Annotated in this window: 13 protein-coding genes; 2 read left to right on the forward strand and 11 right to left on the reverse strand. The window is 63.5% G+C overall.

The window, feature by feature from the left end:
* Positions 1-101 precede the first annotated feature (101 nt).
* The 7 genes from ACYU03_RS02205 to ACYU03_RS02235 all read right to left on the reverse strand — a co-directional run bounded on the left by ACYU03_RS02205 (position 102) and on the right by ACYU03_RS02235 (position 8335).
* Positions 102-278, reverse strand: a complete 177-nt coding sequence (locus tag ACYU03_RS02205; RefSeq protein WP_461887914.1) for a hypothetical protein — start codon at positions 276-278, stop codon at positions 102-104.
* Positions 275-1393: a PepSY-associated TM helix domain-containing protein gene (locus ACYU03_RS02210; protein ID WP_461887915.1), complete on the reverse strand. Its 1119-nt coding sequence runs from the start codon at positions 1391-1393 to the stop codon at positions 275-277. Before ACYU03_RS02210 ends, ACYU03_RS02205 begins: the two co-directional genes overlap by 4 nt.
* A gap of 91 nt (positions 1394-1484) precedes the next feature.
* Positions 1485-3935, reverse strand: coding sequence for a TonB-dependent siderophore receptor (locus tag ACYU03_RS02215; RefSeq protein ID WP_461887916.1), 2451 nt, complete (start codon positions 3933-3935; stop codon positions 1485-1487).
* A gap of 180 nt (positions 3936-4115) precedes the next feature.
* Positions 4116-5078 carry a FecR domain-containing protein gene (locus ACYU03_RS02220; RefSeq protein WP_461887917.1) on the reverse strand — a complete coding sequence of 321 codons (963 nt, stop codon included), beginning with the start codon at positions 5076-5078 and terminating at the stop codon, positions 4116-4118.
* A complete protein-coding gene (locus tag ACYU03_RS02225; RefSeq protein ID WP_461887918.1) occupies positions 5075-5593 on the reverse strand; it encodes an RNA polymerase sigma factor in 519 nt (172 codons plus the stop codon). The genes ACYU03_RS02220 and ACYU03_RS02225 overlap by 4 nt, the downstream gene beginning before the upstream one ends.
* 97 nt (positions 5594-5690) lie before the next feature.
* On the reverse strand, positions 5691-6401 hold the full coding sequence (locus ACYU03_RS02230; RefSeq protein WP_461887919.1) for a 3'-5' exonuclease: 711 nt from the start codon (positions 6399-6401) through the stop codon (positions 5691-5693).
* Positions 6398-8335: a putative nucleotidyltransferase substrate binding domain-containing protein gene (locus tag ACYU03_RS02235; protein WP_461887920.1), complete on the reverse strand. Its 1938-nt coding sequence runs from the start codon at positions 8333-8335 to the stop codon at positions 6398-6400. The genes ACYU03_RS02230 and ACYU03_RS02235 overlap by 4 nt, the downstream gene beginning before the upstream one ends.
* 256 nt (positions 8336-8591) lie before the next feature.
* On the opposite strand from ACYU03_RS02235, the gene ACYU03_RS02240 reads away from it, so the two are divergent.
* Complete coding sequence (locus tag ACYU03_RS02240; RefSeq protein WP_461887921.1) at positions 8592-9032, forward strand: response regulator; 441 nt, start codon at positions 8592-8594, stop codon at positions 9030-9032.
* Positions 9033-9085: 53 nt separating this feature from the next.
* Here the strand turns inward: ACYU03_RS02240 and ACYU03_RS02245 are convergent, their stop codons facing one another.
* Positions 9086-11263 carry a malate synthase G gene (locus ACYU03_RS02245; RefSeq protein WP_461887922.1) on the reverse strand — a complete coding sequence of 726 codons (2178 nt, stop codon included), beginning with the start codon at positions 11261-11263 and terminating at the stop codon, positions 9086-9088.
* Positions 11264-11701: 438 nt separating this feature from the next.
* Here ACYU03_RS02245 and ACYU03_RS02250 point away from each other — a divergent pair, with 438 nt between their 5' ends.
* Positions 11702-12220 (forward strand): glycine cleavage system transcriptional repressor, encoded by a 519-nt coding sequence (locus ACYU03_RS02250; protein WP_461887923.1) that lies wholly within the window; start codon positions 11702-11704, stop codon positions 12218-12220.
* Between the two features lie 215 nt (positions 12221-12435).
* Here ACYU03_RS02250 and rarD read toward each other — a convergent pair whose 3' ends face one another.
* The 3 genes from rarD to ACYU03_RS02265 form a co-directional block, all read right to left on the reverse strand.
* Positions 12436-13323 carry an EamA family transporter RarD gene (gene rarD, locus ACYU03_RS02255; RefSeq protein ID WP_461887924.1) on the reverse strand — a complete coding sequence of 296 codons (888 nt, stop codon included), beginning with the start codon at positions 13321-13323 and terminating at the stop codon, positions 12436-12438.
* A 64-nt stretch (positions 13324-13387) separates the two neighbouring features.
* A complete protein-coding gene (locus ACYU03_RS02260) occupies positions 13388-14362 on the reverse strand; it encodes a serine/threonine protein kinase (protein WP_461887925.1) in 975 nt (324 codons plus the stop codon).
* Between the two features lie 124 nt (positions 14363-14486).
* Complete coding sequence (locus ACYU03_RS02265; protein ID WP_461887926.1) at positions 14487-15251, reverse strand: TOBE domain-containing protein; 765 nt, start codon at positions 15249-15251, stop codon at positions 14487-14489.
* Positions 15252-15263: the final 12 nt, after the last annotated feature.

Below are 15263 nucleotides of genomic sequence, written 5' to 3' on the forward strand. Positions count from 1 at the left end.
TGCAGTCTCGAGGCAGGAGCCAGCGTCAGCTGACGCTGGCTCACAGGTATAGCGTCGACCGCAAACAGACCTGCGATGGGCGCTCCATTGGTCCTGGCCGATCAGCCCCGCCAGAATCCCCGTATACCCAATACTGCCGGCACGCCCAACCCTACCCAGGCCAGCGCATCCCACCAGCCATCGCCCAGCAATGCGGCGAACAGCCCCAGCGCGCCCAGCAGGCCGATCACCAGTGGCCAGGCGAAGATGCGCCGGGTCGGTTGCGACTTGTGGCTCATGCCCGTGCCTCCAGAGCCTTGGGGCGTCGCTGTTTACCCCACCACAGGTACAGGCCGCTGCCCAGGACGATGATGGTCAGCACATCGAGCAGCGCCCAAAGGACCTGCATCGGTCGGCCACCGTAATCACCGAAATGCAGAGGCTGTGACAACCCCATGGCATCCATGTACCAGGGGCGGTCGCCGATGGCGGTGACTTGCAGGGTCTGTGCATCGATCAGCACTGGGGTCAGTAGGTGCGAGGTCAGGTGCGTGCTGCCCTTCATGAACACCGCGTAATGGTGCTCGCTGGAAAAGCGCGTGCCGGGGAAGGCGATGAAGTCCGGTTGCATGCCCGGCGCAGCTTCGGCGGCAATGTCCAGCAGGCGGCTGGCCGGGGCGCGTTCGGTCAATGGCGGCGCATCGCGGTAGGGAGCGACCATGGCGGCCAGGCTTTCGTTTCGCCAGGCGGCGATGACCAGGTCGGCACAGGCGCTGATCACCCCGGTCACACCGACCACCAAGGCCCAGGTCAGAGTGACGATGCCGATCAGGTTGTGCAGGTCGAGCCAGCGCAGGCGCCGCGACTTGTCGTGGCGCACCGTGGCGAACTCCAGGCGGCGCATGAACGGCGCGTAGAGCACGGTGCCGGAGATCGCCGCCACGACGAACAGCAAGCCCATGAAGGCCAGCAGCAGCTTGCCCGGCAGGCCGGCGAACATGTCCACGTGCAGGCGCAGCATGGTCATCATGAAGCCGCCATTGGCCGCAGGCATGGCCACAGCCTCGCCCGTGCGCGCGTCGAGCATGAAGGTGTGCGACGAGTTGGGCTCGGTGCCGGCGGTGGCGGCCATGATGGCGATCACGCCATTGCGGTCGTCCTCGTCGTAGCCGATGTACTGCATCACCTCGCCCGGGCGGTGCTCTTGCGCTTTGAGCACCAGTTGCTGCAGGTCCAGGTGGGGCGTGTCGGCAGGCATCTCCTTGAGTTCGGGGGCGTCACCGAGCAGGTGCTCGAGCTCGTGGTGGAAGATCAGCGGCAAGCCGGTCAGTGCCAGCAACAGCAGGAACAGGGTACAGATCAGGCTGCTCCAGGTATGGACTACGGACCAGCGGCGGATGGTTCGGCTTTTCATCTTGGCTCCAGCCTTGAGTGGACTTGCCCGATAGCGGCGCAGCATTCGCCGTCGCTATCGCGGGCAAGCCCGCTCCTAGAAGGGGATCGGCTTAGAACTTGTAATTAACGCTGGCGACCACGTTGCGTTCGTCGCCGTAGTAGCACCAATAGCCGTCACAGTTGGACAGGTAGTCCTTGTTGAACAGGTTCTTGGCTTCGACAGCCACGTTCAGGCCCTTGAGGCTGTTGTCCAGGCGGCCCAGGTCATAGTGCACCGAAGCGTCGTAGACAGTGTAGGAACTGACGTGGGCAACGTCGGTGTTGGCGGTGTTGCCGTAGGTGTCACCGACATAGCGCACACCGCCGCCGATACCGAAGCCATCGAGCGGGCCGCTGTGCCAGGTGTAGTCAGCCCACAGGGTCGCCTGATTGCGCGGGATCAGGGCCATGCGATTGCCTTTCTCGGTATCCAGGCCTTTGAGGATCTCGGTGTCGGTATAGGTGTAGGAGGCAACAGCCTTGAGGTTCTCAGTCAGCTGGCTGGTGGCTTCCAGTTCCAGGCCACGTACCTGCAGTTCGCCAACCTGGCGGGTGATGCTGCCTTCGGTGACGCGGACGTTTTCTTGGCGCAGGTCGTACACGGCGGCGGTGAGCAGGGTCTGGCTGCCAAGTGGCTGGTACTTCACGCCGACTTCGTACTGGCGGCCCTCGGTTGGGTCGAACGACTGCGACGAATCGACGTTGGCGCCCATGGTCGGCTGGAACGACTCGGTGTAGGAAATGTATGGGGTGATGCCGTTGTCGAACACGTAGCTCAGGCCGACATTGCCGCTGAAGGCCTTGTCGCGCTGGGTGCTGGTGGCGTCGTTCAGGTTGTGGAATACGGTGCCGGTGTGTACCCAGTCTTCACGTCCGCCAAGGGTCAGGCGCCAGTTGTCCAGGGCCATCTGGTCCTGGATGTAGACGCCGGTTTGGCGCGTCTTCTGGCCGAAGTCCTGCAAGGCGAAGTAGCTGACATTGGACATGTCGGCGCCGTAGATCGGGTTGACCACGTTGATCGGCGGAACGTTGTTGCCAATGATGCTGCCGTCGGGGCCATAGATGTAGGAGCCGCCATATAACCACTTATAGTTGGTGTTGGAGCGTTGGTGGTCCAAGCCCAGCAGCAGGGTGTGGCTGATGGCGCCGGTCTGGAAGTCCGCCTGGAAGTTGTTGTCCACGGCGAACTGGCTGATGTCTTCGTTGACGATGCCGGACTCGCGGTTGACGTTGCCATCGGCATCGATGCTGTTGATGGTTCCGACGTTGACCGCCTGGAACTCCAGGTCGCTCTTGGTGTAGCGCAGGTTCTGGCGGAACTGCCAGGTGTCGTTCAGGCGGTGCTCGAAGGCATAGCCCAAGGCGTAGTAGGTGCGGTCGTAGAAGTCCCAGTCTGGTTCGCCCAGGTTCTTGTGGTGAGAGATCTTGCCGACCGGCGAGCCGAGCTTGGTGCCCTGCAACGGCAGGAACTGGCCAGTGATCCCGGTATCGTCACGGGTGTACTGGGAGATGAAGGTCAGCTTGGTGTCTTCATCGATGTTCCAGGTCAGGCTCGGTGCGATGTTGTAGCGCTTGTCCGGGATGTGGTCGATGGGCGAGTGGCTGTCACGCACCACGCCGCTGACGCGATAGAGAAAGCGGCCGTCGTCGTCGATCTTGCCGGTACTGTCGAAATTGATTTGCTTGTGTTCGTTGCTGCCGACCTGGGCTTCGATCTGGTGGGCGCTTTCAGCTTGCGGGCGGCGGCTGACCATGTCGAGCATGCCGCCCGGTGGGGTCTGGCCGTAGACCGAGGAGGCTGGGCCGCGCAGCACGGTGATGCGCTCCAGGTTCCACGGCTCGACCTTCGGGTTGGCGAAGGAACCCTTGGGTAACGGCAGGCCGTCGAGGAACTGGGTCGGGTCGAAACCACGTACCCGCAGCCAGTCGGCACGCGAGTCCGAACCGTAGCCGCTGCTTTGCACGCCGGCGGTGTAGCGCAGGGCATCGTTGAGGTTGAGGACCTGGCGGTCGTCCAGCTGTTCGCGGGTGATTACCGACAGTGAGCGGGGTGTTTCGACGATCGGCGTGTCGGTCTTGGTGCCCGCGGCAGTGCGGGTGGCAACGTAGCCGCTGGCTGCGCCCCAGGCGCTTTCATAGTCACCGGTGGCGTTGATGCTGGTTTCCGGCAGCGCCAGGCTGCCTTCGGGGCTGGCGGCCAGGCTGTAACTGCCGACGCTGCTCTGCTGTAGTTGCAGACCGGTGCCGCGCAGAGCGGCCTGCAGGGCGCCAAGGCCGTCGTACTGGCCGTTGACCGGCGCAGAGTTGCGGCCGCTTACCAGTGCTGGGTCGATGGCCAGGGCGATGCCAGCCTGGCTGGCGATCTGGTTCAGCGTGGTCGCCAGTGGCGCGCTGGGCAGGTTGTATTCGCGCATGGCGGACTGCTCGGCGGCGAACAGGGCAGGGCTGGCCAGTGGGGCGGCCAGGGCGATGGCCAGGGCCATCAGGCTGGGGCGCAGGAAGGTATCAACAGCACGGGACATGCAGCGGCTCCTCGACGGATAAGTGCTAACTGCTTCCTTGCCGGGCGAGATTGAAAAAGTGACAGGGGTCTTTGAACTTTTTTTTCGCGGGGCTCAATGGCTTCGCCCTTGCCCCTGTAAGAGCGCCGCACCGCCGCTCTTACAGGCCAAGTCTCTCTTGGCAGAAATCTGGCGATGATCTCAAGGCTTGCGTTCCACCACCGTCACCCACCACGGCGTGTGCTGCTCGATCTGCACCGGCAACACCGGCAGCAGCGAGGCCAGGGCAAGGTCGGTGTCGGTAAGCGGGAAGCTGCCGGTCACTCGCAGATCGGCGATTTCGTTGGCAACGCCCAGGTGGCCGCTGCGATAGCGCGCCAACTCGGCGACCAGGTCGCCCAGGCGCACGTTGTCGACCACCAGCATGCCGCGAATCCAGGCATCGGCTCCGGCTGGCACCGGGCTGACCTGGCCCAGGCTGTTGGCGCGCATCAACACCTGCTGGCCTTCGTGCAGGACTTGCTCATCGCCACTGTTGCGCGGCTGCGCGGCCACAGCCGACTGCAGCACCTCCAGGCGCGTGCCGTCTTCTTCACGCTTGACCAGGAAGCGCGTGCCCATGGGGCGCAGGTGGCCGTCCTCGGTGCGTACGAGGAAGGGGCGCTCGTCGGCGTGGCCGGTTTCGACGGAGATCTCTCCTTGGTGCAGGACAATCAGCCGCTGCTTGGCGTCGAAACGCAGGTCTACCGCCGAATGGGTATTGAGGCTGATCAAGGTGCCATCGTCCAGGCGCAGGCTGCGCACCTCGCCGGTACCGGTGCGCTGGTCGGCCAGCCAGTAGTCGGGGGACAGCGATGGCGCGCCGAGCCAGGCCAGCAAGGCGCCGACCAGCAGTACGCTGGCCAGGCCGCTGCCGAGCTTGCCGACCCGCCGCCGCAGGCTTGTCCGTGATTGCAGTAGCGCTTGGCGAGCCGGGCCGGCCGCGGCGCTGACGCGTTGGTCGAGCATGCCCAGTTGGAGCCAGGCCCGGGCATGTTCTTCGCTGGCCGCATGCCAGCGCATGAATTCGCTGCGTTCGTCGGCCGTGCCACTACCCGCGTCCAGGCACAGCTTCCAGGCGATGGCGGCTTCAAGGACCTTGGCCGAGACCGGGGCCATGCTCATGTCGGCTCACCGTACAGGGCGATGTAGCACTGGCGCATGCCCTGGGCCAGGTACTGGCGCACCCGCGATACCGATACGCCCAGGCGCTCGGCGATCTCGGCCTGGCCCATGCCGTCCAGGCGGTAGTGCAGGAACGCTGTACGGGCCTTGCTCGAGAGTTTGCTGAGCAGGCGGTCGATGGCCTTGAGGTCTTCGAGGATCAGGTGTTGGGCTTCCGGGGAGGGCTGTTCGGCCTCCGGCAGCAACGCCAGTTCGGCCAGATAGGCCTGCTCCAGGGCGGCGCGGCGGAAGTGGTCGAACAGCAGGCCTTTGGCTACGGCGACCAGGAAGGCGCGGGGTTCTCTGGGCGCGCTCAGTTGCTCGCGGCCGAGCAGGCGTACGAAGGTGTCCTGGCTCAGGTCTTCGGCGCGCTGGCTACAGGCCGTGTTGCGCCGCAACCAGGCCAGTAGCCAGCTGCGGTGGTCGCGGTACAGCTCACCGACCAGCTCGGCGTGTGGACTCTGCACAGACGACAAGGCGTCCCCCGGGAATGAATGCGTTAACTAACGATAATTATTCGCGATTGTTGCAGAGACGAGGCCTCGGGTGCAATTGACGCTTATCGGATTGCTATCACAGGCCGTGGTTCTGAACCTTGCGCCGCCGCCACTGCCGGAGGCGCTGATCCAGTTGCAACGGGCTGTCGAGCAATTGGCGGCGGGCCTGGCTGAGCAGGATCAAGGCCAGCTCGGCGGTGACCTGGGCGTCGGCGCTGGCATGGTGGCGTTCCTGGACTTCCAGGCCGAAGAAGGCGATCCAGTCGTCCAACCCGGCCTCACGCAGCACCACTTCCGGGTTGAGCATCGGAGCCAGTTCGGCAATGTCCAGAAACACATGCTGCAGACGGTAGCCGAGGCTGTCCTTCAGGGCGCGAGCCAGCATGTGCTGGTCGAAGGGGGCGTGGAAGGCCAGCACGGGGCTATTGCCGATGAACTCCATCAGGTCGAGCAGTGCTTCGGCCGGGTCGCAACCGGAAGCCAAGGCGCTGGGGCCCAAACCATGAATGAGTACGCTGGAGTTGGTCTTCTGGGTCGGGCGGTGCAGTGTCCGTTCGAACTGTTGGCGAAAGTCGATGGCACCGTCTTCGATCGCCACCGCGCCGATGGACAGGACCTGGTCGCGGTTGAGGTTCAGGCCGCTGGTTTCCAGATCCAGCACGACCCAGCGCTGCTCGCGCAGCGAATGGCTGCCGGGCGGCGTGGGTACGGGGAGTTGCGCCAAGCGCTGGCGCTGGCGTTCATCAAGTGGTGGTGGGCCGGGGCGTAGCCAGGCGAACAGGTTCATAGCTGGTACCGTAGCGCCAGGCTGCCTTGCAAGCGCTGGGCCTGGCGCAGGGACTCGCGCAGGATGCGTCGGTCCAGGTGGTTGAGGCTGTCTGGATCCAGCCGGTTGGAGTAGGGCTGGTTGTCGCGGGTCTGACGTTGATGCTGCTGCATGCGGGTCTGTTGGATGAAGTGGTAGGCCTCTTCATAGGCGGCACCGTCGAGCGGATCGATGACCCCCTTGGCCACCAACTGGCGCAGGCGCTCCAGGGTATTGTTGGCGCCGATGCCGTTGGCCAGGGCGAGCAGGCGCGCGCCATCGACGAAAGGCGTCAGGCCCTGGACCTTGAGGTCGAGGGTGGCGGCCTTGTCGTTACCCTGGCGCGTCAGCACGAACTCGCGCAAGCGGCCCACGGGCGGACGTTGGCGCAGGGCATTTTCCGCCATCATGCGCTGGAACAGGCGGTTGTCGGCCACTTGTTCGAGAATGCCCTGGCGCAGTTGCTCACAAGCGTGTTCCTCGCCCCAGACCACTCGCAGGTCGAAGTAGATACTCGAGCCCAGCAGGTTTTCTGGCGTCGCCTCGCGAATGAAGGCAGCGAAGCGCCGGGCCCATTCCATTCGTGACAGGCACAGTTCGGGGTTGCCGGCCATGACGTTGCCCTTGCACAGGCTGAAGCCGCACTGGGCCAGGCATTGGTTGATGTACTGGGCCAACGGCAGTAGGCGGGCGCGGATCTCGTCGGCTTCGGCGGCATCGCGGGCGTCGAAGAGGATGCCGTTGTCCTGGTCGGTATGCAGCGTTTGTTCACGGCGGCCTTCGCTGCCGAAGCACAGCCAACTGAAGGCGATGCCGGGGTCGCCTTTCTCAGTCAGCGCCAGCTCGATCACCCGGCATACGGTGTGGTCGTTGAGCAGGGTAATGATCTGGGTGATCTGGGTCGAAGAGGCGCCGTGGGCCAGCATACGCTCGACCAACTGGCCGATCTCGCCGCGCAGGGACACCAGGGTGTCGAGGCGTGGCGCATGGCGGATGGTGCGGGCCAAGTGCACCAGGTCGACCCGTTGCAGGGAAAACAGGTCACGCTCGGAGACCACGCCGCACAGGCGCTGGTTTTCCACCAGGCAGACGTGGGCGATGTGCCGCTCGGTCATGGCCATGGCGGCGTCGAAGGCGGTGGCCTGGGGGCTGAGATAGAAAGGTGCGGCGGTCATATGCTGGCTGATCGGCGCGGTGAATTCGGCGCTGGCATCGGCCACGACTTGGCGCAAGTCGCGCAGGGTGAAGATGCCGGTCGGGAAACGCCGCCCATCGACGATGACGATGCTGCCGACCTGCTGCTCATGCATTTGCCGCACGGCGTCGCGCAACGGCGTTTCCGGGCTGCACACCACGGGATGACGCATGGCCAGCTCGCCCAGCCGGGTGTTCAGCGAGTATTGGGTGCCGAGGGTTTCTACTGCGCGGCGCTGGACCTGCTGGTTGACTTGGTCGAGCAGGCTGCTGACGCCACGCAGGGCAAAGTCGCGAAATGCCTCGGACAAGGAGAACAGGCGGATGAACGCAGTCTTGTTCAGTTGTAGGCAGAAGGTGTCGTCAAAGGCCAGGTGTTCGGTTCGGGTGGCCCGTTCGCCGAGCAGTGCGGCTAGGGGAAAGCACTCGCCGCTGGTGATTTCGAAGGTGGTCTCCACACCGGGCTTGGTCACATGCTGGCGCTCACCGACCACACGGCCCTGCTTGACGATGTAGAAGTGTTCCACGGGACCGTCGGCAGGCTTGATGATGCTCTCGCCGGCTGCGTAGAAGCGCAGTTGGCATTGTTCCACCAGGTAGGCCAGGTGGCTGTGTTCCATCTGGTTGAACGGTGGGAAGCGTTGCAGAAACTGCAGGGTGCCTTGGATGTTCTGCAGGACTGCAGTTTTTCCTGCCTGGCTGTAGGCGTCCTTTTTGCTCATGGAACTGACCGCATCTTTATGTCGGCGTGCATACGCAGACCTTGTTGTTTTCGAACTCCATGGTCGGCCGCCTGCCAGGCACTGCCCATTGGACGTAAGTCTAAATGGTGCGGCATGGCCCTTCGATCTAGCCCATTTTTGCCGCAGCCGCGAATGAAACCTGGAACCAGGTGTCAAATAGACGACGAAAGGCGGGTTGCAAGCATTCGATTTGCGGTCTGAACTTGATTCAAGGGGTTTTTTCAACGAGACGTCCATGGCCGAGCATGACGACATACTGAGTGAAGCCGAACGCGAGGCGTTGGCCATGGTGACTGCACCTCCGGCGCCAGCGCAGCAGGTGTTGGTGGTGGACGACAATGCAGTCAATCGTGAGGCTTTGTGCCTCTACCTGAAGAGCAAGGGAATCGATTGCATCACGGCAGACGGTGCCCTGACAGCCTTGGAGTATCTGCGTCGCAAGGGGAACATCGGGCTGATGATCACGGACTTGCGCATGGAGCCCAAGGACGGCCTGGAGCTGATCCAGCAGATTCGCGAGTCGGAGCGGGCGGAACTGGCGATCATCGTCGTGTCCGGCGACACGGATGTGAAGGAGGCGGTGAACGTCATGCACCTGGGAGTGGTGGACTTCCTGCTCAAGCCGGTAGACCTGGACAGGCTGCTGGAGCTGGTGAGGAAAGAGTTGGGAATGTAGCCCCAGTCGCGACACAAGGAGTGGCCTTGTGTCGCGATGGGTTTCTAGCAGGCTTACAGGCCGTTGCGCGCCTTGAACTCACGGCGGCGGCGGTGCAGCACTGGCTCGGTGTAGCCGTTCGGCTGCTTGGCGCCTTCGATCACCAGCTCGACTGCCGCCTGGAAGGCGATATTGCTGTCGAAATCCGGAGCCAGCGGGCGGTACAGCGGGTCGTTGGCGTTCTGCCGGTCGACCACCACGGCCATGCGCTTGAGGCTCTCCATTACCTGGGCTTCGCTGACCACGCCATGGCGCAACCAGTTGGCCAGCAGTTGGCTGGAGATACGCAGGGTGGCGCGGTCTTCCATCAGGCCGACGTCGTTGATGTCCGGCACCTTGGAACAGCCGACGCCTTGGTCGATCCAGCGAACCACGTAGCCGAGGATGCCCTGGGCGTTGTTGTCCAGCTCGTTGCGGATCTCTTCATCCGACCAGTTGGTATCGGCGGCCAGCGGAATGGTCAGGATGTCGTCGACCGATGCCGGAGTGCGCTTGGCCAGTTCGGCCTGGCGTGCCTGCACGTCGACCTTGTGGTAGTGCAGGGCATGTAGGGTCGCGGCGGTCGGCGAAGGGACCCAGGCGGTGTTGGCACCGGCCAGCGGGTGGGCGATCTTCTGTTCGAGCATGGCGGCCATCAGGTCAGGCATGGCCCACATGCCCTTGCCGATCTGGGCACGGCCCTGCAGGCCGGTGGCCAGGCCGATGTCGACGTTGTTGTTCTCGTAGGCGCCGATCCACTTCTCGTTCTTCATGGCACCCTTGCGCACTACGGCGCCGGCTTCCATGGAGGTGTGGATCTCGTCACCGGTGCGGTCGAGGAAGCCGGTGTTGATGAATACCACGCGCTCGGCGGCGGCCTTGATGCAGGCCTTGAGGTTGACCGTGGTGCGGCGCTCCTCGTCCATGATGCCGACCTTCAGGGTGTTGCGTGGCAGGTTCAGCAGGTCTTCGACGCGGCCGAACAGCTCGTTGGTGAAGGCGGCCTCTTCCGGGCCGTGCATCTTCGGCTTGACGATGTAGACCGAACCGGTGCGGCTGTTCTTGCGGCTGGTGTTGCCGTTGAGGTTGTGGATCGCCGCCAGGTTGGTGACCAGGCCGTCAAGGATGCCTTCCGGCACTTCGTTGCCGTCCTTGTCGAGGATGGCGTCGATGGTCATCAAGTGGCCGACGTTGCGCACGAACAGTAGCGAACGACCGTGCAGGGTGACATTGCCACCGTTGGGCGCGGTGTATTCGCGATCAGGGTTCATGGTGCGGGTGAAAGTCTTGCCGCCTTTGCTCACGCTTTCGGCCAGGTCGCCTTTCATCAGGCCCAGCCAGTTGCGGTAGACCACGACCTTGTCGTCGGCGTCGACGGCGGCGACGGAGTCTTCGCAGTCCATGATGGTGGTCAGCGCCGACTCCATCAGGATGTCTTTCACGCCGGCGGCATCGGTGCTGCCGACCGGGGTGCTGGCATCGATCTGGATCTCGAAGTGCAGGCCGTTGTGCTTGAGCAGGATGGCCGTCGGTGCCGCGGCATCACCGTGGAAGCCGATCAGTTGGCCGTCGTCGCGCAGGCCGCTGTTGCTGCCGCCCTTGAGGGTGACGACCAGCTTGCCGGCTTCGATGCGGTAGGCGGTCGCGTCGACGTGGGAGCCGGCGGCCAGTGCTGCGGACTCATCGAGGAAGGCGCGGGCGAAGGCGATGACCTTGTCGCCACGGACCTTGTTGTAGCCCTGGCCCTTCTCGGCGCCACCTTCTTCGCTGATCGCGTCGGTGCCGTACAGGGCATCGTACAGCGAGCCCCAGCGGGCATTGGAGGCGTTCAGGGCGAAGCGGGCGTTCATCACCGGCACTACCAACTGCGGGCCGGCCATGCGGGCGATTTCTTCATCGACGTTCTGGGTCGAGGCCTGGAAATCGTCGGCTTGTGGCAGCAGGTAGCCGATTTCCTGAAGGAAGCTCTTGTAGGCAGCGGCATCGTGGGCCTGGCCCTTGCGTGCCTGGTGCCAAGCGTCGATCTGGGCCTGTAGCGCGTCGCGCTTGGCCAGCAGGGCTTTATTCTTCGGAGCGAGGTCGTTGATGATCTTTTCCGCACCCGCCCAGAACTGCTCGGCGACGATGCCGGTCCCTGGAATGGCTTCGTTGTTGACGAAGTCGTACAGGACCTTGGCGACCTGAAGGCCACCGACTTGAACGTGTTCAGTCATTGCTTGCCTCACTCTGCTCAGCTATTTCGCTCTTCTGTATTAAGCCTGTAGCGCTTCTCTAAACACGGCACCAGTGCATGCCCACAGGGCGGCTGGGTGCGGCCTGTCAGACGGGCCGACGGGCGTTTGCGTATTTTCACAGGCGCCTTGGCAGACATCGAAACAACGTTTTGTAGTCCGCGCTGCGGCATACTACATGATGCGCTGCGCATGTGAAAATTAGACTAAAAGCGTCGTTCTGCGACCAAGCGGTCGCATGGGGTCACGCTGGGAGACGTTATGTTCGCAAAAAACTGGTGGATTGTTCCAGATAAATCTTAAAACAGTACACGATTTGTTATGCGCTGCTCCTGCGGCAGGTTGCCGCGCCTTGCCTATACTTTTCCGGCGCCCTGATTTTTTTGCCGTGCGCCGGCTTACCCAGCAGAGGAATGGCCTGTGGATCATCTTGTACTGACTGTGATTGCTCCTGACAAGGCCGGCCAGGTCGAGCGCATCGCGCAATGCATCACCGAGCACAATGGCAACTGGCTGGAAAGCCGCATGTCGCGGATGGCCGGACAGTTTGCCGGAATCTTGCGGGTGGCGGTGCCGGCCGAGTCCTACGATGAACTGGTGGAGGCCTTGCAGGCATTGGTCAGCCACGATATCCGCGTATTGATCGCCGAAAGCGGAATCGAACCTTCCTGCACCTGGAAGCCCATCGCGATGGAACTGGTCGGCAACGACCGGCCCGGCATCGTGCGCGACATCACCCGTTTGCTGGCCGAGCTGGGGGTCAACCTCGAGCGTTTCACCACCGAGGTGCGCCCGGCACCGATGAGCAGCGAGCCGTTGTTCCACGCCGATGCCTTGCTGGCCCTGCCGCTGACCTTGTCGCTGGACGATCTGCAACATCGCCTTGAAGCCCTGGCCGATGACCTGATGGTGGAGCTGAAACTACGCCCTGAGGAGTAGGCAGTTATCCCGTATTCACGGGGACGGGGTTGTGGATAAGCTGGGGAGACCTTGAGCCAGCCCAGGGGTGGCGTAGCCTCCGGCGACCTGAGCAAAAAATGTCCAGAATTCAGGTGCTTGTGCACAAAGTGCGGGGACGAGGGTGTGGATAACCTTTGGAGATCTGGCTGCAGGCCACGGCTGGTGTGGCCTGCAGAGTTTTGTATGTTTTCTGATCAGCTGCGTCGGCGCAAGCTGAGCCAGGCATCGACACTGTAGAGGGCCAGGCCGGCCCAGATGAACATGAAGGCCAGCAAGGTGCTGGACGACAAATGCTCACCGAACAGCAGCACCGCCTGCAGCAGCACCAGGGTCGGTGCGAGGTACTGCAGGAAGCCCAGGGTGGTGTAGGGCAGGTGGCGGGCGGCAGCGTTGAAGCACACCAGTGGGACTAGGGTCACGGGCCCGGCGGCCATCAGCCACAAGGCCTGGCTGCTGGTGTAGAAGTCCGCCTGCGCGCTGCCTGCGGTCGGGTGCAGGAGCAGCCAGCCGGCCGCCAGCGGCACCAGCATCCAGGTTTCCACCACCAGGCCAGGCAGGGCGGCTACCGGTGCTTGCTTGCGGATCAGGCCATAGAACCCGAAGCTCAGCGCCAGCACGAGGGACACCCACGGCAGGCTGCCGACTTGCCAAACCTGCTGGACTACGCCTATGGCTGCCAGACCCACGGCCAGCCATTGCAGGCGGCGCAGACGTTCACCGAGCAGCAGCATGCCCAGCAGCACATTGACCAACGGATTGATGTAGTAGCCCAGGCTCGCTTCGAGCATGCGTCCGTTGTTCACCGCCCAGACGTAGGTGAGCCAGTTGCCGGCGATCAAGGTGCCGCTGAGGGCGAGGACGGCCAGGCGGCGAGGGTTCTCTCGTAGTTCACGCCACCAGCCCGGGTGCTTCCAGACCAGCAGCAGGAGGGAGCCGAACAGAGCGGACCAGAGTACCCGGTGGACGATGATCTCGACTGCTGGGACGCTTTGCAGCGCTTTGAAGTAGATGGGGAACAGGCCCCAGATGATATAGGCGCTCAGGCCCAGGATGTACCCGCGGCGCGGGTTTGCGGCGTGCATGTAGATTCCTTGCTTAGGTAGCTAAGTACAGCGACGCCTATTGTAGACAGAGTTACTTGTGCTTCTAGAACAATTTCAGCGGTTCTTCATCCAGTGCCGCCATCTGCTCGCGCAAGGCGAGGATCTGGTCGCCCCAGTAACGCTCCTGGCCAAACCAGGGGAAGCTCGGCGGGAATGCCGGGTCGTCCCAGCGCCGTGCCAGCCAGGCGCTGTAGTGCAACTGGCGCAGGGCGCGCAGAGGCTCGATCAGGGCCAGTTGGCGCGGATCGAAATCGTGGAACTCGTTGTAGCCGTCCATCAGTTCGGCCAACTGGCCCAGGCGCTCTTCGCGGTCACCGGCGAGCATCATCCACAGGTCCTGGACCGCCGGCCCCATGCGGCAGTCGTCGAGGTCGACAATGTGGAAGACCTCGTCGCGGCACATCATGTTGCCGGGGTGGCAGTCGCCATGCATGCGGATGATCTGGTGCGGGGTCTTGGCGTAGATGTCTTCGACCCGCTTGAGCACGTCGCGGGCTACGGATTCGAAGGCGGGCAGCAGGCTGCGCGGAATGAAATCACCCTGCAGCAGGGTGTCCAGCGAAGCATGGCCGAAGTTGCTGACCGTCAATGCCTCGCGGTGTTCGAAGGGGCGGGTGGCGCCCACGGCGTGCAGCCGGCCGAGCAACTGGCCCAACCGGTAGAGCTGATCGAGGTTGCCAGGCTCAGGGGCGCGTCCGCCACGGCGCGGGAACAGAGTGAAGCGGAAGCCCTGGTGTTCGAACAGGGTCTGGCCTTCATGCAGCAGCGGCGCTACCACTGGCACTTCGCAGTCGGCCAGCTCGGCACTGAAACGATGCTCTTCGAGGATCGCCGCATCGCTCCAGCGGCCTGGGCGGTAGAACTTGGCGATCAGTGGCTGCGCCCCTTCGATACCGATCTGATAGACCCGGTTCTCGTAGCTGTTCAGCGCCAGTACCCGAGCATCGCTGAGAAAGCCCAGGCTTTCCACTGCATCCAAGACCAGGTCGGGGGTGAGGTTGTCGAAGGGATGGGACATGATCGCTCCTGCTTGTGCGCGTGCGGCCATGGTATCCCATTGCGGGGTGTGGCTTCGGAAGGTTTCTCGGTTGGCAATGCGCGCCCGCAACCATGGTGTCTCCCGCAGGACCTGTTGGCGAGGGCTACAACGGTGTTCCGAGCAATACGTAGGAAGGATGGAACTGCGCACGCAACTCACTGCCCACGGCAACCTGCCGCGCCGCCAGCCAGTCAGCCTCGGCGAAGGCACACAGCGTTTGGCCGTTGTCCAGCACCAGCCGCAGCTCGCTAGGCCCTTCACTGTCAGCGATCACGTCTTCGACCTTGGCCTGCAGGCAGTTGCAGGCACTGTCTGCCGCGTCATCAGGGCCAAGCAGGTCGACCCATCCGGCCTTCAGCAAGGCGATCACTGTGGTGCCTGGCGCCAGATCCAGGCGCTCGGTACTGTCGCGGGTGATCAATGCTTCGACCTGCAGGTCGCCGGCCAGGGTCAGGCGGATGCGGTCGTAGCGGCCTTCTCGCTTCAGGTCGCGGACCTGGCCCTGCAGCTGGTTGCGCGCACTGGTGCGCAGCATCAGGCGGCCGAGCAGGTCCAGATCGCTGGCTTCTTCGGCGGCTTCGAGGATCTGCGCTTGCAGGCTCTGCAGACGTTGGTACAGGCGCAATACGCGCTGACCTTCATCAGACAATCTGGCACCGCCGCCGCCCCGCCCGCCGATGATGCGCTCCACCAAGGGGCGGGCCGCCAAGTTGTTGAGCTCATCGATGGCATCCCAGGCGCCCTTGTAGCTCATGCCGGCGGCTTTCGCCGCACGGGTGATCGAGCCTTGCTCAGCGATGTGCTGGAGCAGGGCGATGCGTTGCGGGCGGCGGGCAATGTGCTGGGTGAGCAGGAGAGGCAGGGACATGATCGGCAACGT

This window comes from Pseudomonas sp. X10, from assembly GCF_054889225.1.